This window comes from Kluyvera sp. 1366 (assembly GCF_054823405.1).
The window spans coordinates 399,427-425,980 of sequence record NZ_JBTRDW010000003.1 but is presented as its reverse complement, the minus strand read 5'-3'; the positions used below and the strand labels follow the sequence as shown (position 1 = coordinate 425,980).

Sequence of the window (26,554 nt, the reverse complement as noted above, 5' to 3'; positions counted from 1 at the left end):
GCCGGTTCTGGCGCAAGGTGACACCTAACGCAAACGGAGCCACGCGATGACAACACAACCGATGATAATTACGCTCAGCTCCCAGGCCGCCGATGCGCGCTGGGGTGACAAAGCGCTGCTGAGCAGCAACGAAAGTGGCATGACCGTTCACCTGACTGGCGCAGACGCGCTGATGAGCATCCAGCGCGCGGGGCGCAAGCTGGACGGCCAGGGCATTCGTCACGTCTCGCTGCAGGGCGAAGGCTGGGATGTGGAAAAGTGCTGGGCGTTCTGGCAAGGCTACCGCAGCCCGAAAGGCAAACGTCAGGTCGAGTGGCCGGAATTCAATGAGGACGATCAGGCTGAATTTGCACGTCGTCTGAAGATTGTTGACTGGGTGCGCGACACCATCAACCTGCCGGCGGAAGATCTTAGCCCGGAACAGCTGGCGCACAACGCGGTTGATCTGATCAACGAAGTGGGCGGCAAAGCAGTCAGCTATCGCATCACCAAAGGTGACGATTTGCGTGTTCAGGGTTACGCCGGTATCCACACCGTGGGCCGCGGCTCCACGCGCGCACCGGTGTTGCTGGCGCTGGATTTCAATCCAACTGGCGATGAAGATGCGCCGGTTTACGCCTGTCTGGTCGGTAAAGGCATCACCTTTGATACCGGCGGTTACAGCCTGAAGCAGAGCGCTTTCATGGACTCAATGAAGTCTGATATGGGCGGCGCGGCAACGCTGACTGGCGCACTGGCGCTGGCGATTTCACGCGGTCTGAATAAGCGCGTGAAGCTGTATCTATGCTGCGCAGACAACATGGTCAGCGGCAACGCCTTCCGTCTGGGCGACATCATTCGCTATCGCAACGGTAAAACCGTGGAAGTGATGAACACCGATGCGGAAGGTCGTCTGGTATTGGCCGATGGCCTGATCGATGCCAGCGAGCAAAATCCTGAACTGCTGATCGATGCGGCAACGCTGACCGGCGCGGCGAAAACCGCGCTGGGTAACGATTATCACGCGCTGTTTACCTTTGACGATGTGCTGGCGGAATCGCTGCTTGGCAGCGCGACCGGCGAAAACGAAGCATTTTGGCGTCTGCCGCTGGCCGAGTTCCATCGCAGCCATCTGCCTTCGAACTTTGCCGATCTGAATAACATCGCCAGCCCGTCACATGCGGCGGGTGCCAGCAGTGCGGCGGCGTTCCTGTCGCATTTCGTCAGCAAATATCAGCAAGGCTGGCTGCACATTGACTGCTCCGCGACGTACCGCAAAAGCGCGGTGGATCAGTGGTCCGCGGGTGCGACCGGTTTGGGTGTACGCACCGTCGCCAATCTGTTACTGAAATAATCCTCATCACGGCAGGTGCAAGCTTGCCGTCTTTTTTGGAATACGACAAATGAGTAACCGTCTTGAAGAGGTGCTGAAGCTGGCGGCTACTGAGCCTGCGCACCGTCCGGAATTTTTCCAGCTGCTGCTGGAAGCCGATGTGTGGGTGCCAGGCGAAAGTCCCGCCGAACAGTTTGATGCGACTTCGCCGGTCGAATTACAGCATTGGGAAAAAGAGGGTGGCGGCAGCGTGATCCCGTTCTTCACCTCGGAAGAGGCGATGGGCGAGGCCATCAAAGATGAACAGCCTTACCTGCGCATGCCGGTGCGCACGCTGTTTGAAATCACGCAAGGCGAAACGCTGTTCCTCAATCCGAAACTGCCTGCGGGTAAAGAGTTTTCGCCGGGTGAAATCGCCCATTTGATTGGCGAAGAGGGCAGTGCGCTGAGCCAGCAAACCGTGCTGGAAGGCGGTCATGCGTTGCTGTTGTCCGAAGTGGCCGAGCCGCCAGCGCAGATGATTGATTCGTTAACGCAACTGTTTGCCAAGTACAAACAGGTACGCCGTGCTTACATCGCCAGCATTCGTGAAAGCGCTAGCGCAGCACCGAACCTGCTGATTGGTATCGAAGCTGATAGCGATATCGATGAGATTATTCAGGCGGCGGGCGGTGTAGCGACGGATACGCTTGCGGATGATGCGCCCATTGATATCTGTGAAGTGGTTAATGAAGATCGCGGCGTGAGCCACTTCTTTACTGCCCACATCACGCCGTTCTATGAACGTCGCTGGGGCAGTTTCCTGCGCGATTTTAAGGGCAGTCAGCGGATTATATAATGCGCGGTCGCCATTGATGGCGACCTGCTATCACTTCTCGATCGGTAAATCGTCGCGGCTGCCCCATTCGCCCCACGAACCGTCGTACAGCGTCACATCCCGCACACCCAGCGAGGTGAGCGCCAGAATCACCACCACCGCCGTGACACCCGAACCGCAGCTGGCAATCACCGGCTGATCCAGTTTTACCCCCGCCTGAGCAAACAGATCGCGCAGTTCCGCTGCCGGTTTCAATTCACCATTTACCACTAAACTGTTCCACGGCACGTTCAGGCTGTTGGGAATATGCCCGCGCAGCAAGCCCGGACGCGGTTCATCCACTTCGGCGTTAAAACGGTTCGCCGCACGGGCATCGACAATCTGCGCACCGCCTTCGTGGCTGATCAGCAGCACATCGGTCAGACGTTTCACCTGTGCGCTATCATAAGTCGCTTCGAATTCACCCTCCGGCAAACTAACCGGTCCGGTGGCGACATCGAAACCGGCTGCCTTCCAGCCCTGTAATCCTCCGGCCAGAATCGACACGTTTTCGCAGCCAAAGGCGCGCAGCATCCACCACGCACGCGGAGCCGAAAACAGGTTGCCTTCGTCATACACCACCAGATGTTTGTCCTGGCTGACGCCCAATTCGCGCATTGCCACCGCAAAGGATTCGGCGCGGGGCATCATGTGTGGATAAGCACTGGTGTGATCGGACAAGGCTTCAATATTGAAGAACGGCGCATTCGGCAGATGACCAGCCAGATATTCAGCCTGCACATCACGTACGGCTTCCTGGCCAGGCGGTAACATGCGGGCATCAAGCACCTGCAATGTTTCCTCGATGTAATGTTCTTTCAACCAATCAGCGGACACAAACATGGCTGTCATAGCAACCTCTTCTCAGCAAACGGGAAACGACCAGTCTCCGGGAATGTGAACGCTATCTCAAGGGTGTGATTGCTAAAGTTGGCGGGTTGATGTGAAATTGCGCGGAATGACGTTTTCTTAACTTCTGGGACTGGTGAGGGAATTACCATGGCAAAACGTTTTAACCGGCTGCTGCTCAGCGCGCTGTTCGGTGCTGGATTACTGGGCGGCGGGACCTTGACGATACACGCGGAGGAAGCGGCAACCGCAACAGCAACGCAGAAATCGCTGTCAGTTATCGATCTCTCCGAGCTGCAACTCGACGGCGCCGCCGCGCTGGTGTTGACCTTCAACACGCCGCTTGAAGCGAAGCAGGATTTCGCTGCGCGCGTGCAGATTATCGATGAGAAAAGCGGCAAGGTTGATGGCGGCTGGGAGCTGGCGCCAAACGGTAAAGCGTTGCGTTTTCGTCATCCTGAACCGTCGCGCAAGTTGACGGTTAACGTCGATGCCGCTCTCAAAGCGGCCGATGGCAGCACCTTATCGAAATCGTTTAGCCAATCGCTCACCACGCGCGATATCCAGCCGATGGTGGGTTTTGCCAGTCGCGGATCGCTGCTGCCGCTGCGTCTGACGCAGGGATTGCCGGTGCTGGCGCTGAATGTGAATAACGTCGACGTCGATTTCTTCCGCGTGAAAAACGCCTCGCTGGCCGATTTTCTAGCGCAGTGGAATTACGGCAACAATATGTCGTACTGGGAATCACGCGAGCTGCTGAAAAATGCCGATCTGGTTTACGGCGCCCGCTTCGATCTTAATCCGGCACGCAACACGCGCGAGAAAATGCAGCTGCCGCTGGGCGATGTCGATGCGCTGAAGCAGCCGGGCGTTTATCTGGCGGTGATGAAACAGGCCGGAACCTACAACTACACGCAACCGGCGACACTGTTTACGTTGAGCGACATCGGTTTGTCGCTGCACCAATTCCCTGAACAGCTGGAACTGTTTGCCCAAAGCCTGACCAATGGCGCGCCGCTTGGTGACGTTAGCGTGCAGCTGCTGGATGAAAAAGGCAAACAACTCGCCAGTGGCACCAGCGACAGCAACGGTCATTTGCGCTTACCGGCGAATGCTAAAGGCAAGCTGCTGCTGGCGACACAAAAGGACCAAACCTCGCTGATCGATCTTAATCGTCCGGCGCTGGATCTGGCGGAGTTCCCGATTGATGGACCGCAAGGCTACGACAAACAGTTGTTCGTATTTGGTCCGCGCGATCTCTATCGTCCGGGTGAAACGGTGATCGTCAACGCGCTGCTGCGTGATGCAGATGGCAAACCGTTGCCGCCGCAGCCGGTGAAAGCCGACGTGGTGCAGCCGAATGGCGAAGTGTCGCAGACCTTTGTCTGGCAGCCGGAGAACGGCGTCTATCAACATCGCTTCGCGATACCGGCTGCGGCGATGACCGGCGAATGGACGCTGCGTATGAACAGTGGCGACAACCAGCCGCGCAGCTGGCCGTTCCACGTCGAAGACTTCCTGCCGGAGCGCATGGCGCTGGATTTGACCAACAGCGCGCAGCCGTTGGCGCCGGATGACGACGTCACCTTTGCTGTTGAAGGCCGCTATCTGTACGGCGCGCCGGCTGCGGGTAACGAGCTGCAAGGGCAGCTGCTGCTGCGTCCTGCGCGTGAAGCGGTGGCCGCGCTGCCCGGCTATCAATTTGGCGACATCACTGAAGAGCTGAAACGTTCGCTCGATGATGTGGATGAGAAGCTGGATGAGAGCGGCAAGCTGCAGCTTAACGTTGAGAGCAGCTGGAAAGAGAGCCATTCGCCGCTCAATCTGATTCTGCAAGCCAGCCTGCTGGAAACCGGCGGCCGTCCGGTGACGCGCCGCGCGACTCAGGCGATTTGGCCGGCAGCGGCGCTGCCCGGCATCCGTCCGCTGTTTAGCAGTGAATCGGTATATGACTATCGCAGCGATCGTTATCACGATGAGCCGACCGTGGCAGAAAACAGCCTCGCGGAATTCGACGTGGTCTACGCCAATCCGCAGGGCGAAAAACTGGCGGCGTCAGATCTTGATGTGCGCCTGATCCACGAACGCCGCGACTATTACTGGAGCTTCTCTGATAGCGAAGGCTGGCAATCGCGCTTCGATCAAAAGGATCTGCAGGAGGATCAGCAGCGCATCTCTATTGCGGCGGGCGGCAACCAAAAAGTGAGTTTCCCGGTGGAGTGGGGCACCTATCGCCTGGAAGTGCATGCCGGCAACAACATCATGAGCAGCGTACGCTTCCAGGCCGGATATGGGTGGCAGGACAATACCAACGGCACCGGCGCGCTGCGTCCGGATCAGGTCAAACTGAAAATTGATGAAACCGCCTATCAGGCGGGCGACACCGCGCATGTGCAGGTGGAATCGCCTGCTGCCGGCAAAGGCTATCTGATGGTGGAATCCAGCAGCGGCACGCTGTGGTGGCAACCGCTGGAGGTTCCGGCGGGCGGCGTAACCATTGATGTACCGATTAGCGACAGCTGGAAGCGACACGATCTCTATCTCAGCGCCATCGTGGTGCGCGACGGCGACAAGGCCAGCGGCGTCACGCCGAAACGCGCGGTGGGCTTGCTGCATCTGCCGATGGCGACCGAAGCGCGCCGCCTCAGCTTAGCGCTCGACGCGCCGGATAAGATCCGTCCTGAGCAGACGCTAAAAGTGCAGGTCAAAGCCAGCCGTGAAGGTGGCGCATTGCCGAAGCAGGTTCAGGTATTACTCTCGGCGGTGGACAGCGGCGTGCTTAACATCACTGACTACAAAACCCCGAATCCGTGGGAAGCGTTCTTTGGCCGCAAGCGTTATAACGCCGATCAATACGATGTGTTTGGTCAACTGATTGAAGGCGGTGGCAAACTGGCCGCGCTGCGCTTTGGTGGTGACGGCGACGATGCGGATGCGCTGTCGCGCGGCGGCAAAAAACCGGTCACTGATGTGCAGATCGTGGCGCAGCAGTTGCAGCCCGTAACGCTGGATGCCAATGGCGAAGGCACGCTGGAACTGCCGATTCCGGCGTTTAACGGCGAACTGCGTTTGATGGCGCAGGTGTGGAGCGACGACAGCTTCGGGTCGGCCGATCGTAAGCTGGTGGTTGCCGCGCCATTGATCAGTGAACTGGCGACGCCGCGCTTCCTGGCCAGCGGCGATCAATCCACGCTGGCGCTGGATCTCACTAACCTCACCGATCAACCGCAAGCGCTGAAAATCAACGTCAGCGCCAGCGGCCAGATCGCCCTGAACGGCAAAATCCCTGCCAGCGTGCAGCTGGCGCAAGGCGCGCGCACCACCTTGCAAATTCCAGTCAAAGCGCTGGGCGGCTTCGGTGAAGGCGAGGTACAGGTCAGGGTTTCCGGCATGAGTTTGCCGGGTGAAACGCTGGCAGCGAGCGAGCGTAAATGGAAAATTGGTGTGCGACCGGCGTATCCGGCACAAACGCTGAGTTTCGATAACGTGATGCAAACCGGCCAGAACTGGCAGGTGATGGCCAGCGCCTTCAATGGCTTGCAGCAGGATACCTTGAGCGGACAGCTGTCGCTCAGTAACCGTCCACCGCTGAATATCGCCAGCTATATCCGTTCGCTGTATGCCTATCCTTATGGTTGCCTTGAACAGACCGCCAGCGGTATTTGGCCGTCGGTGTTCACCAATCATGCGCAGCTGACGGCGATGGGCATCAAAACCAGTAACGATGAAGCGCGTCGCGCCTCAATTGATACCGGCATCGCGCGTCTTGCCGGCATGCAGCGCGGCAACGGCAGCTTTGGTTTGTGGAGCAAGGAGAGTCAGGAAGAGTTCTGGCTGACGGCTTACGTCACCGATTTCCTGCTGCGCGCCAGCGAAGCCGGGTACAGCGTGCCGGATGGCGTGATTACCCGTGCCGACGAACGTCTGCTGCGCTACCTGCAGGATCCCGCGCAGATCGAAACCAGCTGGAGCAGCGATGCCGATGGCTTGCGTTTCAGCGTGCAGGCTTATGCCGGATTGGTGCTGGCGCGTCAGCAGCAGGCTCCGCTCGGTGCGTTGCGTGCGCTGTATGAAAAACGCGATCGGGCTAAATCGGGCCTGGCGATGGTGCAGCTTGGCGTGGCGTTGAAGCTGATGGGCGATCAACAGCGCGCACAACTGGCGCTGGCGCAGGGCATTGGCCTGGAACGTAAACCCAACAGCTGGCTCGGCGATTACGGCAGCCCGGTGCGCGATCGCGCGCTGATTCTGTCGCTGCTGACAGAAAACCAGCTGCTGCCGGAGATGCAAGGTCCGTTGCTGATCGATCTGGCGAAAGCCGTACACGGACAGCGCTGGTTCTCGACTCAGGAAAACAACGCCTTGTTCCTCGCCGCCCGCACCTTGCAGCAGCATAAAGGCGAAAGCTGGCAGGCGACACTGCAGGGTAAAGCGGAACCGCTCAGCAGTGATCAGCCGCTCAATATTGGCATGACGGAAGATCAGCTGCGTCAGGGCGTGTCGGTGAAAAGCGACAACGCATCGCCGCTTTACGGCACGCTGAATGTGGTGGGGTATCCGCGCACCGCACCGTCGCCGATGAGCAACGTGCTGCAGATCAGTCGTGAGTACTTCACGCTGGAGGGTAAGCCGGCGGATCTCACCAACCTGAAAAGTGGCGAGCTGCTGGTGGTGCGGCTTAAAGTCGCGGCCAGCGAGCGCGTCAGTGATGCGCTGGTGGTGGATCTGCTGCCTGCCGGACTGGAGCTGGAAAACCAGAACCTGAGCGACAGCAGCGCCAGTTTAGGCGACAGTGCCGATGCGCTGAAAGAGAGCATGATGGATATGCAACAAGCCAACATCAAGCACATCGAATTCCGTGACGACCGCTTTGTCGCCGCGCTGGCGCTCGATGGCTACACGCCGGGCACGCTGCTGTATCTGGCGCGTGCGGTGACGCCGGGCAGCTATCGCCTGCCGCCGCCGCAGGTGGAATCGATGTATGTGCCGGAATGGCGCGCGATTGGCAGCACGCCGGAAAAACTCAATGTGCGTTAAGCATTGATGTCTGGAAGTAAGCGACTAAAGCGGTGGCGCTGGCTGCCGCTTTTTTTACTGCTGCTGCTGGCCGCGCTGTGGCTACTGGATCGCCTTACACCGCTACCGCTGCATGAGTTACAGCCGGCGCGCGTGGTGGTGGCTGAGGACGGTACGCCGCTGTGGCGCTTTGCTGACCCGCAAGGCATTTGGCGCTATCCGGTGACGCTGGAGGATGTCTCGCCAGCCTATATTGAGGCGCTGCTGACCTACGAAGATCGCTGGTTCTGGCATCATCCCGGCATCAATCCGATGGCGATTGTGCGTGCAGTCGGGCAGAACGTGTTGCATCACGGCGTGGTTTCCGGCGGTAGCACGCTGACTATGCAGGTGGCGCGGCTTATCGATCCGCAACCGCGCACCTTGCGCGGAAAAGTGGTGCAGGCGTGGCGCGCGCTGCAGCTCGAATATCATCTCTCTAAACGCGACATCCTCACGCTCTATCTCAATCGCGCCCCTTTTGGCGGCACGGTTGAGGGCGTTGGCGCGGCGAGCTGGATGTGGCTGGGGAAACCGCCGTCCCAGCTCACCCAAGGTGAAGCGGCGCTGCTGGCGGTGTTGCCACAGGCACCAAGCCGCCTGCGTCCGGACCGCTGGCCACAGCGCGCCGAAGTCGCGCGCAATAAAGTGCTGGATCGCCTCGCGCAATATCACGTCTGGTCAGCGCAGGATGTCGCCGATATCAAACAAGAAGCGGTGTGGCTGCCGCCGCGCCAGATGCCGCAACGTGCGCCGCTGCTGGCCCGGCGCCTATTGTCGCTGTCACCCGACACCAAAATCACCTCAACCATTGATGTGTCGCTGCAGCGCGAACTGGAGAATCTGGCAACGTCGCTGAAAAACAACTTACCGCCGCGCACCTCGCTGGCGCTGCTGGTGGTGGATCACCAAAACATGAAAGTGCGCGGCTATGTCGGATCGGTGGATTTCAATGACGACAGCCGTTTTGGTCATGTCGATATGATCTCCAGCGTGCGATCGCCGGGATCGGTGCTGAAGCCTTTTGTCTATGGCATGGCGCTGGATGATGGGCTGATTCATGGCGAATCACTGCTGCAGGATGTGCCGCGCCGCTTTGGCGACTATCGTCCCGGCAACTTTGACTCGGGCTTTCACGGGCCGGTGAGCGCCAGCGCTGCGCTGGAGCGATCGCTCAATCTCCCGGCGGTGCAGTTACTGGATGCGCTGGGGCCAAAAAGTGTCGCTGCGCGCTTGCGTAACGTGGGATTAAATCTGCGCTTTCCCGCTGGCGCAGAGCCCAATCTGTCGCTGGTGCTGGGCGGCACCGGCGCACGCATGGATGAGATTGTGGCGGCCTACAGCGCCTTTGCCCGTCACGGCAATGCGGCGCAGTTGCGCTGGCTGACGACACAGCCGCTGCAGGAGAGGCCGCTGTTGTCGCCGGGCGCAGCATGGATTGTGCGGCGCATTCTGGCTGGCGCGGCGCAACCTCCGGCCAGCGGCGCGGTGGCGGAGATTGTGCCTTTGGCGTGGAAAACCGGTACCAGTTACGGCTACCGTGATGCATGGACGATTGGCATCACGCCGCGCTATCTGATTGGCGTGTGGGTTGGGCGGCCGGATGCCACGCCGGTCGCCGGGCAATTTGGTTTTGCCTCGGCGGTGCCGGTGATGAATCAGGTCAATAATGTGCTGGCGGGACACATGCCGGTGAGCGGTGCGCCGCGCGATCCGCGTCCGCTTGCGGTCAGCGCCATGAGCATTTGCTGGCCTGGCGGTCAGCCGTTGCCTCCCGGCGACGAGAACTGTCGCCAGCGTCGTCAGAGTTGGGTGTTGAATCAAACTGTGCCACCGACGCTGCTGGCGCCGGGGCAGGAAGGCGTCAATGGCTTGCGTCAGCGCTACTGGCAGAACAGCCGGGGATGGCGTGTGGCGGCCGATTGCCCGGATGCACAAAGTAGGGAGCGCCTGATGTGGCCGCTGCCGCTTGAACCCTGGCTGCCGGTTGCTGAACGCCGTGCGCAGCGCTTGCCGCCGATCGATCCCGCTTGTCCGCCGCGCAATCAGGGCAATGCGCCGCCGATGGTGATTACTGGTGTGATCAACGGCCAGCGCGTACAGCCTCTGCCGGGTAAAGTGGTGCTGGTGATGCCGGTTGCGGTGCAGGGCGGGCAAGGTGAGCAGCGCTGGTGGTTCTTAAACGGAGAGCCGCTTGAGCGGGACGCGAGTAATAAGAGTGCGGCGCTGGTGCTGGATGAGCCGGGCAGTTATCAATTGGTGGTGATGGATGAAGCGGGGCAACTCTCATCGGTGTCATTTATCCGCGGTTAAGTGCATGGATATGGCATACTTTTTGCCTGCGCGCCCCGACAAAAATCAATTATTTTCAATAATTCCGCAAATCGCTAATAGGCAACGCGCTGCGATATCCCTATAATCGGCGCGTTTTCTTACCGGGAGGAGCTCCCGGATTCTTCAGGATGCTAACTAGAGGTCAACATGGCAATCGAACGTACTTTCTCAATCGTGAAACCAAACGCCGTCGCTAAGAACGTGATTGGTGCAATTTATAACCGTTTTGAAAGCGCGGGCTTCAAAATCGTTGGCGCAAAAATGCTGCACCTGACTAAAGAGCAGGCTGAAGGCTTCTACGCTGAGCACAAAGGCCGTCCATTCTTTGATGGTCTGGTTGAATTCATGACTTCTGGTCCGGTTGTGGTTTCTGTACTGGAAGGCGAAAACGCCGTTCAGCGTCACCGCGATCTGATGGGTGCAACTAACCCAGACAACGCGCTGGCAGGAACTCTGCGTGCGGATTACGCGGACAGCTTCACCGAGAACGCGACCCACGGTTCTGACTCTGCTGAATCTGCAGCACGCGAAATCGCCTACTTCTTCGCAGAAAACGAAGTCTGCCCACGCACTCGCTAAGTGCGTTGATGGCCTGAGCGGACACCCGTCTTTACAGCTGTTCAACCTCTGTTAAACGGTTCCCCTGGCATCATGCAGCAGATGTAGTACAATTATGCGCCCTTGTTGAGCCAGCCTCAGCGAGGGCGCTGTTTTTTTCCTACTATTAACCAGAGCCGTAACGTGTAACAACGAGGCCAGAGAACATTATGTCCGAACAGATTGTGACGCCGTCGTCCGCTTCCCCCGTGGTTGTTTCCCCAAAAAACGAAAAAATTAACCTGCTGGATCTTAACCGTCAGCAGATGCGCGAATTCTTTCTTGAGATGGGCGAAAAGCCGTTCCGTGCCGATCAGGTCATGAAGTGGATGTACCACTACTGCTGCGATGATTTCGAGCAGATGACCGACATCAACAAAGTGCTGCGCGGTAAGCTGATGCAGCGCGCTGAAATCCGTGCGCCGGAAGTGGCGGAAGAGATGCGTTCCACCGATGGCACCATTAAATGGGCGATTCGCGTGGGCGACCAGCTGGTTGAAACCGTCTACATCCCGGAAGCGGATCGCGCAACCCTGTGCGTCTCCTCGCAGGTAGGCTGTGCGCTGGAGTGCAAATTCTGTTCGACGGCGCAGCAGGGCTTTAACCGCAACCTGCGCGTATCAGAAATTATCGGCCAGGTATGGCGCGCCGCGAAAATCATCGGTGCTGCGAAAATTACCGGTCAGCGCCCGATCACCAACGTGGTGATGATGGGCATGGGCGAGCCGCTGCTGAATCTGAACAACGTGGTGCCGGCGATGGATATCATGCTGGACGACTTCGGTTTCGGCCTGTCAAAACGTCGCGTTACGCTGTCAACCTCAGGTGTGGTGCCGGCGCTGGATAAGCTGGGCGACATGATCGACGTAGCGCTGGCGATTTCACTGCACGCGCCGAACGATGCAATTCGTGATGAGATCGTGCCGATCAACAAAAAGTACAACATCGAGACTTTCCTTGCGGCGGTCAAACGCTACATCGGCAAGTCCAACGCCAATCAGGGCCGTGTGACCATCGAGTATGTGATGTTGGATCACGTCAATGACAGCACCGACAACGCGCATGAACTGGCGGCACTGCTGAAAGAGACGCCGTGCAAAATCAACCTGATTCCGTGGAACCCGTTCCCGGGCGCGCCGTATGGCCGTAGCTCCAATAGCCGTATTGACCGCTTCTCCAAAGTGCTGATGGATTACGGTTTCACCACCATCGTGCGTAAAACCCGTGGTGATGATATCGACGCCGCTTGTGGTCAGCTGGCGGGCGATGTGATTGACCGTACCAAGCGCACGCTACGTAAGAAAATGGCGGGCGAAGCCATCTCTGTGAAGGCGCTCTGAAAGCCAGCGCCTGCTGATATTCAGCGGGCGTAACTCATGTCAGTCTCTCCACATATTTTTCATGGAGAGACTGAAATGCGTAAAGGATTACCCGCCGCGATTCTGGCTGGCTTTGTTGTAACCGGTTGTGTCAATCACCCTGCAAAGCAGAGTGCAGCGGATATCCGTTTGCAGCTCGGATTGCATTATCTGGCGGTGAAGGATTATGCCGCTGCACAGCGCAATTTATTGCGTGCTCAGCAGGCAGCGCCGAAAGATTATCGCGTGCCGTTGGCCCTGGCCCGTGTGGCGCAGGCGCAGCAGAACAGCGCACAAACCCGCTGGCACTATCAGCAGGCGCAGCAGTTAGCGCCGCTGAATGGTTATGTGGCTAACAATTACGGTGCGTTTCTCTGCGGTTTAAGGCAGTATGACGAAGCGCATCAACAGTTTAAGCTGGCAATTGAGGCGCAGGAAATCGATGCTCGTCAGGATGCATTCCTGTTTTCGGGCTATTGTTACCTGCAGGCTGATGAGAGTGCCGCAGCGCGCGAGCAGTTAGGTTACGCGCTGGATGCCGCACCGGAGCAGGGCAGTCAACTGCTGAGGGAAGTGGAAAGGCGGCTTGAACAGCAGGAACAGCTGTCGGTTCCGCTGCTTTTAGAAGTGTACCACCAGCGTTTGCCCGCAACGGCAGAGAGCCTGTGGTTACAGATACGTTTCGCCGCGCAACAGGGAAACGCTGCTGACGTTACACGTTATGGCGACCGGTTGGCGCGAAGTTTTCCACAATCGATACAGTACCAGCGTTATTTAGCTAATGAATACTGAAGCCACTCAAGAGAATTCTGCAGTACATTCCACAGGTGAACGCCTGCGTCTGGCCCGTGAGCAGATGGGGCTGACCCAGCAAAACGTCGCTGAACGCCTGTGCCTGAAACTTACTACCGTGCGTGATATTGAAGAGGATAAATCACCAGCTGATTTGGCTTCGACATTCCTGCGCGGTTACATTCGCTCCTATGCCCGTCTGGTGCATGTGCCGGAAGATGACCTGCTGCCGATGATGGCAAAACAGGCTCCGGTGCGCGCTGCCAGGATCGAGCCGATGCAGAGCTTCTCATTGGGTAAGCGTCGTAAAAAGCGCGATGGCTGGCTGATGATCTTCACCTGGTTGGTGGTTTTCGTCGTAGTCGGTTTGACCGGTGCGTGGTGGTGGCAAAACCATAAAGCGTCACAGGCTGACTTGGTGTCGATGGCCGATCAAAACGGCAGCGGCGACAATAGCCAGTCCATTCCATTGGGCGACAACAGCACCGACAGCAATACCGATGCGGACACTAACGCTGCCGGTACGCCAGTCGATAACGGTGCTGGCGCAGCGGCCACGCCTGAAAGCAACGCCGACGCACCTGCGTCGAGCATGAGCAACAATGCGCAAACCACCGGCAGCGACAACGCCGTGGTTTCGCCAAGCCAGGCTCCGATTGATACAGCGCCGCCAGCAGCGACCTCTCCGGCGCCAGCAAACAGTGTTCCTGCTGGTCAAATGCCTACCGCGAATGCGGCAGTCAGCCAACCGGCAGGCGATCCGAATGCCATCGTAATGAACTTCAAAGCCGACTGCTGGCTGGAAGTCAGCGATGCGACCGGCAAGAAGTTGTTCAGCGGTTTGCAACGTAGCGGCGGTAAGCTGAGTTTGTCCGGAACGGCTCCGTATCGTCTGAAAATTGGCGCACCGGGTGCGGTTGACGTGCAATATCAGAATCAGCCCGTTGATTTAAGTCGTTTTATCCGTAATAACCAGGTTGCCCGTCTGACGCTGGGTGCGCAATAACGCGCAGCGCGCTTTCCGGGTAATTGTGGAGAGAGAATATGCATAACGAAGCACCCATCATCCGTCGCAAATCAACACGGATTTACGTCGGCAAGGTGCCAGTTGGCGATGGTGCGCCCATCGCCGTTCAGTCAATGACCAACACCCGCACCACTGACGTGGACGCCACTGTTAACCAGATTCGCCAGCTTGAGCGCGTCGGGGTTGATATCGTGCGCGTCTCCGTTCCCACTATGGATGCGGCTGAAGCCTTCAAACTGATTAAGCAACAGGTCAACGTGCCGCTGGTCGCGGACATTCACTTTGACTATCGCATCGCACTGAAAGTCGCTGAATATGGCGTGGATTGTCTGCGTATCAATCCAGGCAACATCGGCAACAATGAGCGTATTCGCCAGGTGGTGGATTGTGCGCGTCATTACAATATTCCGATCCGTATCGGCGTTAATGCCGGTTCGCTGGAAAAAGATCTGCAGGAAAAATATGGCGAGCCAACGCCGCAGGCGCTGCTCGAATCCGCGATGCGCCATGTGGATCACCTTGATCGCCTCAACTTTGATCAGTTCAAAGTGAGCGTCAAAGCCTCTGACGTCTTCCTTGCCGTTGAATCTTATCGTTTACTGGCGAAAGCCATCGATCAGCCGCTGCACCTCGGTATCACCGAAGCGGGCGGCGCGCGTGCGGGTTCCGTGAAATCGGCGATCGGTTTAGGTTTACTGCTGGCCGAAGGCATCGGCGATACGCTGCGTATTTCGCTGGCGGCCGATCCGGTTGAAGAAGTGAAAGTCGGCTACGATATCCTCAAATCTCTGCGCATCCGCTCTCGCGGTATCAACTTTATTGCCTGCCCGACCTGTTCGCGTCAGGAGTTTGATGTCATCGGTACGGTCAATGCGCTGGAAGAGCGGCTGGAAGACATCATCACACCGATGGATATTTCCATTATCGGTTGCGTGGTGAACGGTCCGGGTGAAGCGACAGTTTCTACCCTCGGCGTGACCGGCGGAGCCAAGAAAAGCGGCTTCTACGAAGATGGTGTGCGCCAGCGCGATCGTCTCGATAACAACGACATGATCGACCAGCTGGAAGCGCGTATTCGCGCTAAAGCCAGCATGCTGGATGAAAGCCGCCGTATCAACGTGCAGCAGTTGGAAAAATAATCGTGGTGCGCGCCTGTCGCGTGCCAGTTTGTGATTGAACCTGTGCGGTTTCATCCTCATAAGGTATGATGCCGCTCAGGTTTTTTTGTCTTAAGAGATTCTAACGTGGCGAAGAATATTCAAGCGATTCGCGGGATGAACGATTACCTGCCGGCGGATACCGCGATTTGGCAGCGTATTGAAGGCACCCTTAAGCAGGTGCTGGCCAGCTATGGTTACAGTGAAATCCGTCTGCCAATCGTTGAGCACACCCCGTTGTTCAGCCGCGCGATCGGTGAAGTCACCGACGTGGTTGAGAAAGAGATGTACACCTTTGAAGACCGCAACGGCGAAAGCCTGACGCTGCGTCCGGAAGGCACTGCAGGTTGCGTGCGCGCCGGTATCGAGCACGGTCTGCTGTACAATCAGGAACAGCGTCTGTGGTACACCGGCCCGATGTTCCGCTACGAGCGCCCGCAGAAAGGTCGTTATCGCCAGTTCCATCAGATGGGTGTCGAAGTCTTCGGCCTGCAAGGCCCGGACGTAGATGCTGAGCTGATCATGATGACCGCGCGCTGGTGGAAAGCGTTAGGTATTGCCGAGCATGTTGAGCTGGAGCTGAACTCTATCGGTTCGCTGGACGCGCGTGCCAACTATCGCAGCGCGCTGGTGGCATTCCTTGAGCAACATCAGGACGTACTCGACGAAGATTGCAAACGCCGCATGTACACCAATCCACTGCGCGTGCTCGACAGCAAAAATCCTGACATCCAGAAACTGTTAAACGATGCGCCAACGCTAGGCGAATTCCTTGATGAGGAGTCACGCGAGCACTTCAGCGGCCTGTGCGCCTTGCTGGACGACGCGGGCATTAACTATCGCATTAACCAGCGCCTGGTGCGCGGCCTCGATTACTATAACCGTACCGTGTTTGAATGGGTGACCAGCAGCCTCGGTTCGCAGGGCACCGTGTGCGGCGGTGGACGTTACGATGGTTTAGTTGAACAGCTGGGTGGACGTGCCACGCCAGCGGTTGGTTTTGCCATGGGTATGGAGCGTCTGGTGTTGCTGGTGCAAGCGGTTAATCCAGAATTTGAACCGACGCGCATTGTTGATGTCTATGTTATCGCTTCGGGGCAGGGCGTTCAGTCCGCCGCGATGCAACTGGCGGAAAAACTGCGTGATGCTGATCCGGCACTAAAGATGATGACCAACTTTGGTGGCGGTAACTTCAAGAAGCAGTTTGCCCGTGCAGACAAGTGGGGCGCACGCATCGCGCTGGTGCTGGGCGAAGATGAAGTGAAAGCGGGCCAGGTTGTGGTGAAAGACCTGCGTACCGGCGATCAACAGACGCTGGCTCAGAGCGACGCCGCTGCGACGTTGCGCACGCTGCTGCAGTAAGCGCAGCACTGCAACAGCCATTTTAAAGAGAGGGATTGCGTGGAAGTTTACAGCAACGAAAACGAACAAGTTGACGCGCTGCGTCAGTTCTTTGCCAACAATGGCAAATTTCTGGCCGTTGGCGTAATCATCGGTATCGCTGCGCTGGGTGGCTGGCGTTTCTGGTCCAGTCATCAGGAAGGCACCGATAAAGCGGCATCAGCCGAATATCAACAGCTGACCAGTGCGATGCAGGCGGACAAGCCTGATTCGCTGGAAGCGGTAGCCACTTTCGCCAGCGAAAACAACAACACCTATGGTGCGTTGGCTTCGCTGGATCTGGCTAAGCAGTATGTTGAAACCAATCAGCTCGATAAAGCTATCACTCTGTTACAGAGTGGGCTGAAAGATACCAAAGATGCCAACCTGCAGGCGGTGATTAACCTGCGTCTGGCTCGCATTCAGTTGCAGCAAAGTCAGGCCGATGCCGCACTTTCTACCCTTAACAATGTTAAAGGTGATGGCTGGACAGCCATTGTGGCGGACATTCGTGGCGAAGCACTGCTGAGCAAAGGCGATAAGCAGGGCGCGCGTGATGCCTGGAGCAAAGGTGCTGAATCGCAGGCCTCTCCTGCGCTGAAGCAAATGCTGCAGATGAAGATGAATAACTTAAGTTAAGCCAGTCAAGAGAGCGCACATGGAATTACGTAAATACCTGCTGCCAGGGCTGATTTCAGTCACTCTGCTCAGCGGTTGCTCGCTGTTCAGCGGCGAAGAAGATGTAGTGAAAATGGCCCCGCTGCCTAAAGTGGAAAACCAGTTTACGCCGCAGACCGCGTGGAGCACCTCGGTTGGCGATGGCGTTGGTGATTTCTATTCCAATCTGCATCCAGCCTGGCTGGGCGGTACCGTGTATGCTGCGGATCGTTTTGGTGTGGTTAAAGCGCTTGATGCCAGCAATGGTAAAGAGAAATGGAAAGTCGATCTCTCTGAGAAAACCGGCTTCTTCTCGAAAAACATCTCGGCACTGCTCTCTGGCGGCGTCACCGCCAGCGGCGATCGCATCTACATCGGTAGCGAACGTGGTCAGGTATTTGCGTTGAATACCAGCGATGGTGGCATTGCCTGGCAGACCAAGGTCGCCGGTGAAGCGCTGTCGCGTCCGGTGGTGAGCGACGGTTTAGTGCTGGTTCACACCAGCAACGGTATGTTGCAAGGCCTTGATCAGAGCACTGGCGTGATCAAATGGACTGTTAACCTTGATATGCCTGCGCTGTCACTGCGCGGTGAATCAGCCCCGACCGTGGCCTTTGGTGGCGCAATTGTGGGTGGCGATAACGGCCGCGTGAGCGCAGTCATCGTCAATCAAGGTCAGCTTATTTGGCAGCAGCGTATTTCGCAGCCAAGCGGCGCCACGGAAATCGATCGCCTGAGCGACGTCGATACTACGCCAGTCGTGGTAAACGGTGTGGTTTATGCGCTGGCGTATAACGGTAACCTCACCGCGCTGGAACTGCGTTCTGGTCAGGTGCTGTGGAAACGTGAGATTGGCGGCGTGAAAGACATGGTGGTGGATGCGGGTCGTATCTATCTGGTCGATCAGGATGACCGCGTGATTGCCCTGAATGCTGACGGTGGTGTAGCCATCTGGCGTCAAAGCGATCTGCTGCATCGTAATCTGACCTCGCCGGTGCTGTTCAACGGTTATCTGGTTGTCGGTGATAGCGAAGGTTATCTGCACTGGATTAACACCCTTGACGGCCGCTTCGTGGCGCAGCAGAAACTGGACAGCGATGGCTTCCAGACTGAACCGGTTGTTGCCGGTGACAAGCTGCTGATCCAGGCGAAAGGCGGAGAAGTTTACGCCATCACCCGTTAAGGATTTGGCTCTGCGGGAACCCGTTTCCCGCTCGCTTACACGGCTCCTGATTCGTCAGGGGCCGTTTCGTTTTTAGTCAGGCATGGTATTCTTTGCGCCTTCAGCCTGACGCCTGGCGTCAAATGTCGTTATAATCACGCCATTCGGGCGAATTATTTTAAAAACTGAGGCAAGTGTTATGGTACCTGTGGTCGCGCTGGTTGGGCGTCCCAATGTGGGAAAATCTACGCTATTTAACCGTTTAACACGCACACGTGATGCGCTGGTGGCGGATTTTCCTGGACTGACTCGCGATCGCAAATATGGTCGCGCCGAAGTGGAAGGGCGCGAATTCATTGTTATTGATACCGGCGGTATTGATGGCACCGAAGAGGGCGTAGAAAACCGCATGGCGGAGCAGTCGCTGCTGGCGATTGAAGAAGCCGATGTGGTGCTGTTTATGGTGGATGCGCGCGCGGGCGTGATGCCGGCGGATCAGCAAATCGCCAATCATCTGCGTGCCCGTGAGAAAGCCACCTTTGTTGTCGCCAACAAAACTGACGGTATCGACCCGGAAGCGGCGGTGCTCGATTTCTATGCGCTGGGCTTAGGCGAGATTCACGCCATTGCAGCTTCGCATGGCCGCGGCGTTAACAGCCTGCTGGAAACCGCACTGTTGCCGTGGATGGAAGAAATCGTTCCAGAAGTCGAGCTCACTGAAGAAGAAGAGAACGCCGCCTATTGGGCCGATTTAGAAGAAGAGAGTGAGAAGGCGCTGGAGGAAGAGGAAGAAGAAGATTTCGACCCAACCACACTGCCGATCAAACTCGCTATCGTTGGCCGCCCGAACGTGGGTAAGTCAACGCTAACTAACCGCATTCTTGGCGAAGACCGTGTCGTGGTCTTCGACATGCCGGGCACCACGCGCGACAGCATCTATATTCCGATGGAACGTGACGGACGTGAGTATGTCCTGATTGATACCGCTGGCGTACGTAAGCGCGGTAAAATCACCGAAACCGTCGAAAAATTTTCAGTTATCAAAACGTTGCAAGCTATCGAAGATGCTAACGTGGTAATGCTGGTGATTGATGCGCGTGCCGGAATCTCCGATCAGGATCTCTCGCTGCTCGGCTTTATCCTGAACAGTGGGCGCTCACTGGTGATCGTGGTCAATAAGTGGGATGGCATGACGCAGGAAGCCAGAGATGAAGTCAAAGAGATGTTGGACTTCCGCCTGGGCTTTATCGATTTTGCGCGCATCCACTTTATTTCCGCCCTGCACGGCAGCGGCGTCGGCAACCTGTTCGAATCGGTGACCGAAGCGTACGACTGCTCTACCAAACGTGTGGGCACCGCAATGCTGACGCGCATCATGACCATGGCCGCCGACGATCACCAACCGCCGTTGGTGCGGGGTCGCCGCGTGAAGCTGAAGTATGCGCACGCCGGTGGTTATAACCCGCCAATTGTGGTGATTCACGGCAACCAGGTGAAAGATCTGGCTGATTCCTATAAGCGTTACCTGATGAACTACTTCCGTCGTTCACTCAACGTTATGGGTACGCCGATTCGCATTCAGTTCAAAGAAGGCGATAACCCATACGCGGGCAAACGCAACCTGTTGACGCCAACGCAGCAGCGTAAACGTCAGCGTCTGATGTCGCATCTGAAGAAGAACAAGCGTTAAGATGAGAAGGGCCCAGCAGGGCCCTTTTTTTCACCTGTAACTTGTGGTGGCGCCATTTATGGCGACCGCCATCCAAAGCGCAGAGGACAATGGATGAACTTTTCCTGCCCAACCTGTCAGCAACCACTCACTCTCAGTGAAACCGGTTTTGACTGCCCCAATTGTGAACGTCATTTCGATCGTATCGCCTTATGCCCGGATTGCCATCAGCCGTTACAAGTGCTGAAAGCCTGTGGCGCTGTCGACTACTTTTGTCAGCACGGCGACGGTCTAATCTCGAAAAAGCGCGTCGAATTTACGCCTGCCTTCATCGCAGATTAAAAACTCCGGATTCCACGCCTAGAGTTATTAACCAGTTACGCCTGGATTTGTAGCAAAAATGCTATTAACCAGTGACTGCCGCGTTATGGATATTCACTTTTTATTGTACCAGGTGGTACAATCCTGCCGCCTTGTCGCGAGAATCACTCTCACCTACGTTGTGTCCTCGCTCACAAGCGCCGAATCACGGGCATTGCACCCGTATCAATAGATATAAAATAAAGCGTAACGGAATAGTTCCTGTCTCCCGCTGCGGCTGGGGCCTTGTCATCGGCTGCCACAGATTTATCGGCGCCAGCGCTTTATTTTTTCAGGAGAGTTTTTGTTATGGCAGAAAATTCCGCTCGTCCCGGCAAAGGGCTGAGCATCTGGTCCGTACTGTTTGGCCTGGTCTTGCTGGCAATCGGCTTGTTCTTCGCAATCGGCGGCGGCAAGCTGGTCGCGCTGGGCGGCAGCTGGTACTTCCTCATCGCCGGTATCGTTATGTTGCTGGCGGCCATTCAGTTCTTCCGTCGCAAATCATCCGCCGTCACCCTGTTTATTCTGGTGTTTGCTGGCACGCTGATTTGGTCACTGTTTGATGCAGGCCTGCATTTCTGGCCGCTGGTCTCGCGCTTGATGGTGCCGGCCGGCTTGATGCTGTTTGCATTCCTCACCTGGCCAGCCCTGCGTAAAAGCGAAGGCAAAAGCTCCCTGGCAAAAGTCTCTTATGTGCTGTCTGCGGTGATCGTGGTGGGCATGGTGGCGACTTTCGTGCAGATGTTCCAGCCGCATCCTACCGTGGCATTTGACGGTAAACAGCTGCCGCTGATTCCGGTCGATAAATCAAAACCTCAGCAAGACTGGAGCAGCTACGGCCGTACGCCGGGTGGCGACCGCTTCGCTGCCATCGATCAGATTACCCGCGACAACGTGAAAGACCTGCAGGTCGCCTGGACTTTCCACACTGGCGATACGCCAATCAGCCCAACCGGTAACGGTGCGGAAGATCAGCAAACCCCGCTGCAGGTGGGCAACACGCTGTTCCTGTGCACCCCGCATAACAATGTGATTGCGGTTGCCGCAGACAGCGGTAAGGAAATCTGGAAACGCGAAATCAACGCGCAGGCAGAAGTGTGGAACCGCTGCCGTGGCTTAGCCTATTTCGATGCGACTAAACCGCTGCAGCAGCCAACCGAGCCGGGTTCAACGCCGGTTACTGCCGCTGTGCTGCCTGCTGGCGACACCTGTCAGCGTCGTATTCTGATGAACACCATTGATGCGCGTCTGATTGCTATCAACGCCGACAACGGTGAGCTGTGCGACACCTTCGGTACGCACGGTGTGGTTGACCTGAAAACCGGTCTGGGCAGTGCGCCAGATCCGCAATATCAGCTGACGTCACCGCCAGCGATGGCCGGCACCACTGTTGTTGTGGGTGGTCGTGTCGCCGATAACGTACAGACCGACATGCCTGGCGGCGTGCTGCGTGGTTTTGACGTCATCACCGGTCAGATGCGTTGGGCGTTTGACCCAGGCAACGACGACCCCAATGCGGTGCTGATGCCGGGTAAAAATTACACCCGCAGTACGCCAAACTCGTGGGCGCCAATGTCTTACGATCCGGCAATGAACACCGTGTTCCTGCCGATGGGTAGCTCGTCAGTGGATCTGTGGGGTGCGAACCGTACCAAACTGGATCACACTTACGGCGCATCAATCCTGGCGTTGGATGCCACCACCGGTAAGCAGAAGTGGGTTTATCAGACCGTGCATAACGATCTGTGGGACTTCGACCTGCCAATGCAGCCGAGCCTGGTCGACTTCCCGATGAAGGATGGCACCAACAAGCCAGCCGTCGTTATCGGCGCGAAAACCGGCATGATCTGGGTGCTGGATCGCCTGACCGGCAAGCCTTTGACCAAAGTTGAAGAGCTGCCGATGCCGCAGGGTCACATCCCGAACGAGCAGTACACCAAAACTCAGCCGCACTCTGTGGAAATGCCAAATATCGGCAACCAGAAAATGACGGAGTCGGATATGTGGGGTGCAACACCGTTTGATCAGCTGGCGTGCCGTATTGCCTTTAAAGGCATGCGTTACGATGGTCTGTTCACCGTGCCGGATACCGATAAATCCCTCAGCTTCCCAGGTTCACTGGGCGGTATGAACTGGGGCGGTATCTCGTTTGACCCGAACAACCAGTACATGTTCGTTAACGACATGCGTCTGGGCCTGTGGGTACAGATGATCCCACAAGACACCAGCAAAACGGCGGCCAGCAACGGTGGTGAAGCTATCAACACCGGTATGGGTGCGGTTCCGCTGAAAGGCACACCGTACGCGGTGAACAAAAACCGCTTCATGTCGCCGCTGGGCATTCCGTGCCAGGCTCCGCCGTTCGGTACGCTGTCAGCGATTGACATGAAAACCCGTCAGATCGTGTGGCAGGTGCCAGTGGGTACGGTAGAAGATACCGGTCCGTTTGGTATCAAAATGCGCGCGAAAATGCCAATTGGTATGCCGACCTTAGGCGGCACGCTGGCAACGCAGGGTGGCCTGGTGTTCATCGCGGGTACGCAGGATTACTATCTGCGCGCTTTCGATAGCTCAACCGGTAAAGAAGTGTGGAAAGCACGTCTGCCGGTCGGCAGCCAGGGCGGTCCAATCAGCTACGTTTCGCCGAAAACCGGCAAACAGTACATCCTGATCTCCGCAGGCGGTGCACGTCAGTCGCCAGACCGTGGTGATTACGTGATTGCTTACGCGCTGCCAGACAGCAAGTAAGTTAAAAAAAGAGAAAGGCCGACATCATGATGTCGGCCTTTTTTTATAACCCTCCGTGGCACATCTCTTCCTTTAAGGCACCTTAATTACTGCTGCTTAGAAGGGCGACGGCTTTTTTGACCTCCTTTTCTTCCAGCTTCCCTGGCTCTTTCAGGATCGTTTCTGAAATTACCCCCACTGACTTTGCCGCCAGCGCTACCGGCTTCCCTGGCGCGCTCCGGGTCCTCTGCAAAGTTCCCGGCACCACCTCGTTGCTTTTTTTGTGTCATAGCAGAGACCTCATCTAAGGGTGTTTTCTTCGACGTGGACTAGCTAGCCACATAATGAGTATAGTCAATCAGTTACGCTCTGCCTTGAGAGATCTCCGATAACCTATTCACCGTCTCGCCACAGCGATTGCAGCTCGGGGGGCGCCAGTTGTTCGGGAATTAAAATCACGAAACTTCCCGCTTCGCGATGGGTAGCATAGGTGATTTGAATGCGGTAGTAGCGCTGATCGCCACGACCGACATTTGCCGCCTGATCTTCCGTTTCCCCCAACGGCATTGCCTGTTCCAGTACTTCGCAGACGCGCTGCTTTTGCGGTTCCGGCAGTTCCCCCAGCGCAAAGCGCCGTTCGCCGCGCAGTTTAGGGATAAAAGCGATTCCGCCTTCCCGCGCCAGCTCGATGATTGCGTCATCGGTCAGTTGGATGTCCATGTTACGCCTACCTGCTGCCAGGCGGATTGAATCTTTTCCGCCACTGAGCTGTTGAATCGTTGATTGGCGTGCTGCACGGTAAAGCGCGCAAAGGTGCTGAAATCGGCATCCTGCGGCAGCGTTTTGTCGCACAGCGTGTCGTACCAGGCTTGACCGGCCTGTTCCCACGCAAAGCCGCCCAGCGCTTTAGCGGCGAGGTAAAAGGCGCGATTGGGAATGCCGGAATTGAGGTGCACGCCGCCGTTGTCGTCACGCGTTTCGATGTAGTGCGCCATATCGGCCGGTTGCGGATCTTTACCCAGCACCGGATCATCGTAAGCCGTTCCCGGTGACGACATCGAGCGCAATCCGCGCCCGTTGATGCCCTGCGCCAGTAAACCTTCGCCGATAATCCAGTCGGCCTGATCGGCGCTCTGCTTGAGGTGAAATTGCTTCACCAGCGAACCAAACACGTCAGACATCGATTCATTCAGCGCGCCTGCCTGCTGGAAATAGATCAATCCCGCTTCGGTTTCTGTCACGCCGTGCGTCAGCTCGTGCGCCACCACATCCAGCGCGATAGTGAAGCGATTGAAAATCTCGCCGTCACCGTCACCAAACACCATCTGCTGCCCGTTCCAGAAGGCGTTCTGATACTCCTTGCCGTAATGCACGGTGCCATCGAGCTTGAGGCCTTTATTGTCCAGCGAGTTGCGTTGGTAGATTTGCCAGAAGAAATCGTAGGTAATGCCGAGATAGTTCCAGGCTTCTTCGGCTGCAACATCACCATTTCCCGGCTGGCCTTCTTCGCGCACCAACGTGCCGGGCAGATTTTGCGTTCCTTCGGCGTCATAGATAGCACGCAGCACCGTGCCTGGCTGAGCGGTGGCGGTGCTTGCTGGTTTAGCGTTATGTTCGCCCATCAAGTGCTGGACGTGGGTGAGGGTGCGGCGCGCGTAGTCTTGTTGCGCGCCGGAGCAGTTATCAATGATATTGCGCAGAATGTAGGGAGGAATAACGCTGTAAGACATAAAAAAACTCCTGGCCGTTTAGGTACATGCCAGAAGTATAGTTTTCCCGCTATGAACGCGCTTTGCGGCTCCGGGATTTCTGCGGTTCGAGTGCGGTAACCTGGCTTTCCACCCAGCCATCGTCCAGCCGGGTGCGCAGCAAGTCGCCTTTGCTCAGCTGTTGGGTTTTCTTCACCACCTGACCTTGGGTGTCGGTGGTTACGCTGAAGCCACGCGCCAGCGTCGCCAGCGGGCTCACGCCTTCCAGCTGTGCCGCCAGCGTGCCAAAGCGCTGACGATTGTGATTGAGCTGCTTCTCCATGCCCTGCTGTAAGCGATAGTGCCATTGCTGGAGCTGCTGCTGAGCGCGCAGAATACGTCCCTGCGGCTGCTGGGCGTTAAGGCGTTGCAGCAGGCGATCCTGCTGACGATTGGCCACACGCATGCGCTGGTCCATTGCTTCACCGAGACGGCGCTGCAGCTGTAAGAGCGCGGTTTGCTGGCGTGCCAGACGCAGCTGTGGATGCTGCTGCTGCAAGCGGTGCTGAATGCGCGTGAAGCGACGCTGCTGCTGAGCCAGATAGAAATCCATCGCCATCTCCATGCGCTGCTGCTGCGACTGCAAACGACGCAACAGTTCAAGCTGATTACGGCTCACCAGTTCTGCCGCAGCAGACGGCGTCGGCGCACGTAAATCCGCTACGAAGTCAGCGATAGTGACATCGGTTTCATGCCCAACGGCGCTGACAATCGGCAGGCGGCTGGCAAAAATCGCCCGCGCCACGCGCTCGTCATTGAAGCTCCACAAATCTTCCAGCGAACCGCCGCCACGACCGACAATCAGCACATCACACTCATCGCGCTGGTTAGCCAGCTCAATGGCACGCACAATGCCAGCCGGCGCATCCACACCTTGCACCGCGGTGGGATAGATAATCACCGGCAGTGAAGGATCGCGTCGATGCAGCACGCGCAGCACGTCGTGCAGCGCCGCGCCGGTGGCGGAGGTAATCACGCCCACCTGACGCGCCGGATCCGGCAGCGGCTGTTTGAACTGTTGATCGAATAAGCCTTCCGCGGCTAAACGCGCTTTCAGCTGCTCGAATTGCTGCTGCAGCAAGCCTTCACCGGCCGGATGCATGCTTTCGATAATCAGCTGATAATCGCCGCGCGGCTCATACAGCGTGATGCTGGCGCGCACTAACACTTGCTGGCCATGTTGCGGACGGAAGGTGACGCGACGATTGCTGTTGCGGAACATCGCGCAGCGCACTTGTGCGCCATCATCCTTCAACGTGAAGTACCAATGACCGGAAGAGGGCTGAGTGAAATTTGAAATTTCAGCGCTGAGCCACACCAGGCCCATCTCATTTTCCAGCAGTTGGCGCACCGTGGTGTTCAGGCGGCTGACGGTAAAAATATTGGCGGTTGGCGGTAGCGACATGTGATGTAGATCAAATTTTAAATCAGAGGGTTAATCAACTGATACTACATTGCTTGCCCTGAGGATCAAGACATTTTCTGAAAAAACACTGGAGGCAATCGGTTTCGGC

The 26,554-nt window shown here is 57.1% G+C and carries 20 protein-coding genes; 15 read left to right on the top strand and 5 right to left on the bottom strand.

Going from position 1 to position 26,554, the window contains the following annotated elements:
* Nucleotides 1–46 precede the first annotated feature (46 nt).
* Both pepB and sseB read left to right on the top strand, forming a co-directional pair.
* Nucleotides 47–1,333: an aminopeptidase PepB gene (gene pepB, locus ACVLVH_RS08765; RefSeq protein WP_101763480.1), complete on the top strand. Its 1,287-nt coding sequence runs from the start codon at nucleotides 47–49 to the stop codon at nucleotides 1,331–1,333.
* A 49-nt stretch (nucleotides 1,334–1,382) separates the two neighbouring features.
* The gene (sseB, locus tag ACVLVH_RS08760; protein WP_192411384.1) at nucleotides 1,383–2,150 is read left to right on the top strand and encodes an enhanced serine sensitivity protein SseB; all 768 of its coding nucleotides are present in this window, start codon (nucleotides 1,383–1,385) and stop codon (nucleotides 2,148–2,150) included.
* A 30-nt stretch (nucleotides 2,151–2,180) separates the two neighbouring features.
* Here sseB and sseA read toward each other — a convergent pair whose 3' ends face one another.
* Nucleotides 2,181–3,020: a 3-mercaptopyruvate sulfurtransferase gene (gene sseA / locus ACVLVH_RS08755; protein ID WP_192411385.1), complete on the bottom strand. Its 840-nt coding sequence runs from the start codon at nucleotides 3,018–3,020 to the stop codon at nucleotides 2,181–2,183.
* A 147-nt stretch (nucleotides 3,021–3,167) separates the two neighbouring features.
* Here sseA and ACVLVH_RS08750 point away from each other — a divergent pair, with 147 nt between their 5' ends.
* The 13 genes from ACVLVH_RS08750 to ACVLVH_RS08690 all read left to right on the top strand — a co-directional run bounded on the left by ACVLVH_RS08750 (nucleotide 3,168) and on the right by ACVLVH_RS08690 (nucleotide 23,313).
* On the top strand, nucleotides 3,168–8,054 hold the full coding sequence (locus ACVLVH_RS08750; RefSeq protein WP_498949203.1) for an alpha-2-macroglobulin family protein: 4,887 nt from the start codon (nucleotides 3,168–3,170) through the stop codon (nucleotides 8,052–8,054).
* A gap of 6 nt (nucleotides 8,055–8,060) precedes the next feature.
* Nucleotides 8,061–10,385: a peptidoglycan glycosyltransferase PbpC gene (pbpC, locus tag ACVLVH_RS08745; RefSeq protein WP_192411387.1), complete on the top strand. Its 2,325-nt coding sequence runs from the start codon at nucleotides 8,061–8,063 to the stop codon at nucleotides 10,383–10,385.
* A gap of 168 nt (nucleotides 10,386–10,553) precedes the next feature.
* Nucleotides 10,554–10,985, top strand: coding sequence for a nucleoside-diphosphate kinase (ndk, locus tag ACVLVH_RS08740; protein ID WP_007884899.1), 432 nt, complete (start codon nucleotides 10,554–10,556; stop codon nucleotides 10,983–10,985).
* 188 nt (nucleotides 10,986–11,173) lie between these two features.
* Entirely contained in the window at nucleotides 11,174–12,343 is a 1,170-nt protein-coding gene (gene rlmN, locus ACVLVH_RS08735; protein WP_007884898.1) for a dual-specificity RNA methyltransferase RlmN, read from the top strand.
* Between the two features lie 75 nt (nucleotides 12,344–12,418).
* Nucleotides 12,419–13,153 carry a type IV pilus biogenesis/stability protein PilW gene (gene pilW, locus ACVLVH_RS08730; RefSeq protein WP_192411388.1) on the top strand — a complete coding sequence of 245 codons (735 nt, stop codon included), beginning with the start codon at nucleotides 12,419–12,421 and terminating at the stop codon, nucleotides 13,151–13,153.
* Nucleotides 13,143–14,159 carry a cytoskeleton protein RodZ gene (rodZ, locus tag ACVLVH_RS08725; RefSeq protein WP_192411389.1) on the top strand — a complete coding sequence of 339 codons (1,017 nt, stop codon included), beginning with the start codon at nucleotides 13,143–13,145 and terminating at the stop codon, nucleotides 14,157–14,159. The genes pilW and rodZ overlap by 11 nt, the downstream gene beginning before the upstream one ends.
* Before the next feature lie 38 nt (nucleotides 14,160–14,197).
* Complete coding sequence (gene ispG / locus ACVLVH_RS08720; RefSeq protein ID WP_101763487.1) at nucleotides 14,198–15,319, top strand: flavodoxin-dependent (E)-4-hydroxy-3-methylbut-2-enyl-diphosphate synthase; 1,122 nt, start codon at nucleotides 14,198–14,200, stop codon at nucleotides 15,317–15,319.
* 105 nt (nucleotides 15,320–15,424) lie between these two features.
* Nucleotides 15,425–16,699 (top strand): histidine--tRNA ligase, encoded by a 1,275-nt coding sequence (gene hisS, locus ACVLVH_RS08715; RefSeq protein ID WP_192233011.1) that lies wholly within the window; start codon nucleotides 15,425–15,427, stop codon nucleotides 16,697–16,699.
* 39 nt (nucleotides 16,700–16,738) lie between these two features.
* The gene (locus ACVLVH_RS08710; protein WP_101763489.1) at nucleotides 16,739–17,356 is read left to right on the top strand and encodes a YfgM family protein; all 618 of its coding nucleotides are present in this window, start codon (nucleotides 16,739–16,741) and stop codon (nucleotides 17,354–17,356) included.
* Between the two features lie 19 nt (nucleotides 17,357–17,375).
* Nucleotides 17,376–18,557: an outer membrane protein assembly factor BamB gene (gene bamB / locus ACVLVH_RS08705; RefSeq protein ID WP_192411391.1), complete on the top strand. Its 1,182-nt coding sequence runs from the start codon at nucleotides 17,376–17,378 to the stop codon at nucleotides 18,555–18,557.
* Nucleotides 18,558–18,735: 178 nt separating this feature from the next.
* Nucleotides 18,736–20,226 (top strand): ribosome biogenesis GTPase Der, encoded by a 1,491-nt coding sequence (gene der, locus ACVLVH_RS08700; RefSeq protein ID WP_101763491.1) that lies wholly within the window; start codon nucleotides 18,736–18,738, stop codon nucleotides 20,224–20,226.
* Nucleotides 20,227–20,319: 93 nt separating this feature from the next.
* Nucleotides 20,320–20,547 carry a zinc ribbon domain-containing protein gene (locus ACVLVH_RS08695; protein ID WP_101763492.1) on the top strand — a complete coding sequence of 76 codons (228 nt, stop codon included), beginning with the start codon at nucleotides 20,320–20,322 and terminating at the stop codon, nucleotides 20,545–20,547.
* A 327-nt stretch (nucleotides 20,548–20,874) separates the two neighbouring features.
* Nucleotides 20,875–23,313: a glucose/quinate/shikimate family membrane-bound PQQ-dependent dehydrogenase gene (locus ACVLVH_RS08690; protein WP_192411392.1), complete on the top strand. Its 2,439-nt coding sequence runs from the start codon at nucleotides 20,875–20,877 to the stop codon at nucleotides 23,311–23,313.
* 86 nt (nucleotides 23,314–23,399) lie between these two features.
* On the opposite strand, the gene ACVLVH_RS08685 is transcribed toward ACVLVH_RS08690, so the two are convergent.
* The 4 genes from ACVLVH_RS08685 to xseA all read right to left on the bottom strand — a co-directional run bounded on the left by ACVLVH_RS08685 (nucleotide 23,400) and on the right by xseA (nucleotide 26,445).
* Nucleotides 23,400–23,582: a con-10 family general stress protein gene (locus tag ACVLVH_RS08685; RefSeq protein WP_045814915.1), complete on the bottom strand. Its 183-nt coding sequence runs from the start codon at nucleotides 23,580–23,582 to the stop codon at nucleotides 23,400–23,402.
* A 103-nt stretch (nucleotides 23,583–23,685) separates the two neighbouring features.
* Nucleotides 23,686–24,012 (bottom strand): protealysin inhibitor emfourin, encoded by a 327-nt coding sequence (locus tag ACVLVH_RS08680; RefSeq protein ID WP_192411393.1) that lies wholly within the window; start codon nucleotides 24,010–24,012, stop codon nucleotides 23,686–23,688.
* The gene (locus tag ACVLVH_RS08675) at nucleotides 23,997–25,022 is read right to left on the bottom strand and encodes a M4 family metallopeptidase (protein WP_192233017.1); all 1,026 of its coding nucleotides are present in this window, start codon (nucleotides 25,020–25,022) and stop codon (nucleotides 23,997–23,999) included. Before ACVLVH_RS08675 ends, ACVLVH_RS08680 begins: the two co-directional genes overlap by 16 nt.
* A gap of 49 nt (nucleotides 25,023–25,071) precedes the next feature.
* Nucleotides 25,072–26,445, bottom strand: coding sequence for an exodeoxyribonuclease VII large subunit (gene xseA, locus ACVLVH_RS08670; RefSeq protein WP_101763496.1), 1,374 nt, complete (start codon nucleotides 26,443–26,445; stop codon nucleotides 25,072–25,074).
* Nucleotides 26,446–26,554: the final 109 nt, after the last annotated feature.

Bases quoted from the DNA above. Each gene is read 5' to 3' on its own strand.
- pepB (WP_101763480.1), top strand. From the start codon at position 47: ATGACAACACAACCGATGATAATTACGCTCAGCTCCCAGGCCGCCGAT.
- sseB (WP_192411384.1), top strand. From the start codon at position 1,383: ATGAGTAACCGTCTTGAAGAGGTGCTGAAGCTGGCGGCTACTGAGCCT.
- sseA (WP_192411385.1), bottom strand. From the start codon at position 3,020: ATGACAGCCATGTTTGTGTCCGCTGATTGGTTGAAAGAACATTACATC.
- ACVLVH_RS08750 (WP_498949203.1), top strand. From the start codon at position 3,168: ATGGCAAAACGTTTTAACCGGCTGCTGCTCAGCGCGCTGTTCGGTGCT.
- pbpC (WP_192411387.1), top strand. From the start codon at position 8,061: ATGTCTGGAAGTAAGCGACTAAAGCGGTGGCGCTGGCTGCCGCTTTTT.
- ndk (WP_007884899.1), top strand. From the start codon at position 10,554: ATGGCAATCGAACGTACTTTCTCAATCGTGAAACCAAACGCCGTCGCT.
- rlmN (WP_007884898.1), top strand. From the start codon at position 11,174: ATGTCCGAACAGATTGTGACGCCGTCGTCCGCTTCCCCCGTGGTTGTT.
- pilW (WP_192411388.1), top strand. From the start codon at position 12,419: ATGCGTAAAGGATTACCCGCCGCGATTCTGGCTGGCTTTGTTGTAACC.
- rodZ (WP_192411389.1), top strand. From the start codon at position 13,143: ATGAATACTGAAGCCACTCAAGAGAATTCTGCAGTACATTCCACAGGT.
- ispG (WP_101763487.1), top strand. From the start codon at position 14,198: ATGCATAACGAAGCACCCATCATCCGTCGCAAATCAACACGGATTTAC.
- bamB (WP_192411391.1), top strand. From the start codon at position 17,376: ATGGAATTACGTAAATACCTGCTGCCAGGGCTGATTTCAGTCACTCTG.
- der (WP_101763491.1), top strand. From the start codon at position 18,736: ATGGTACCTGTGGTCGCGCTGGTTGGGCGTCCCAATGTGGGAAAATCT.
- ACVLVH_RS08695 (WP_101763492.1), top strand. From the start codon at position 20,320: ATGAACTTTTCCTGCCCAACCTGTCAGCAACCACTCACTCTCAGTGAA.
- ACVLVH_RS08690 (WP_192411392.1), top strand. From the start codon at position 20,875: ATGGCAGAAAATTCCGCTCGTCCCGGCAAAGGGCTGAGCATCTGGTCC.
- ACVLVH_RS08685 (WP_045814915.1), bottom strand. From the start codon at position 23,582: ATGACACAAAAAAAGCAACGAGGTGGTGCCGGGAACTTTGCAGAGGAC.
- ACVLVH_RS08680 (WP_192411393.1), bottom strand. From the start codon at position 24,012: ATGGACATCCAACTGACCGATGACGCAATCATCGAGCTGGCGCGGGAA.
- ACVLVH_RS08675 (WP_192233017.1), bottom strand. From the start codon at position 25,022: ATGTCTTACAGCGTTATTCCTCCCTACATTCTGCGCAATATCATTGAT.
- xseA (WP_101763496.1), bottom strand. From the start codon at position 26,445: ATGTCGCTACCGCCAACCGCCAATATTTTTACCGTCAGCCGCCTGAAC.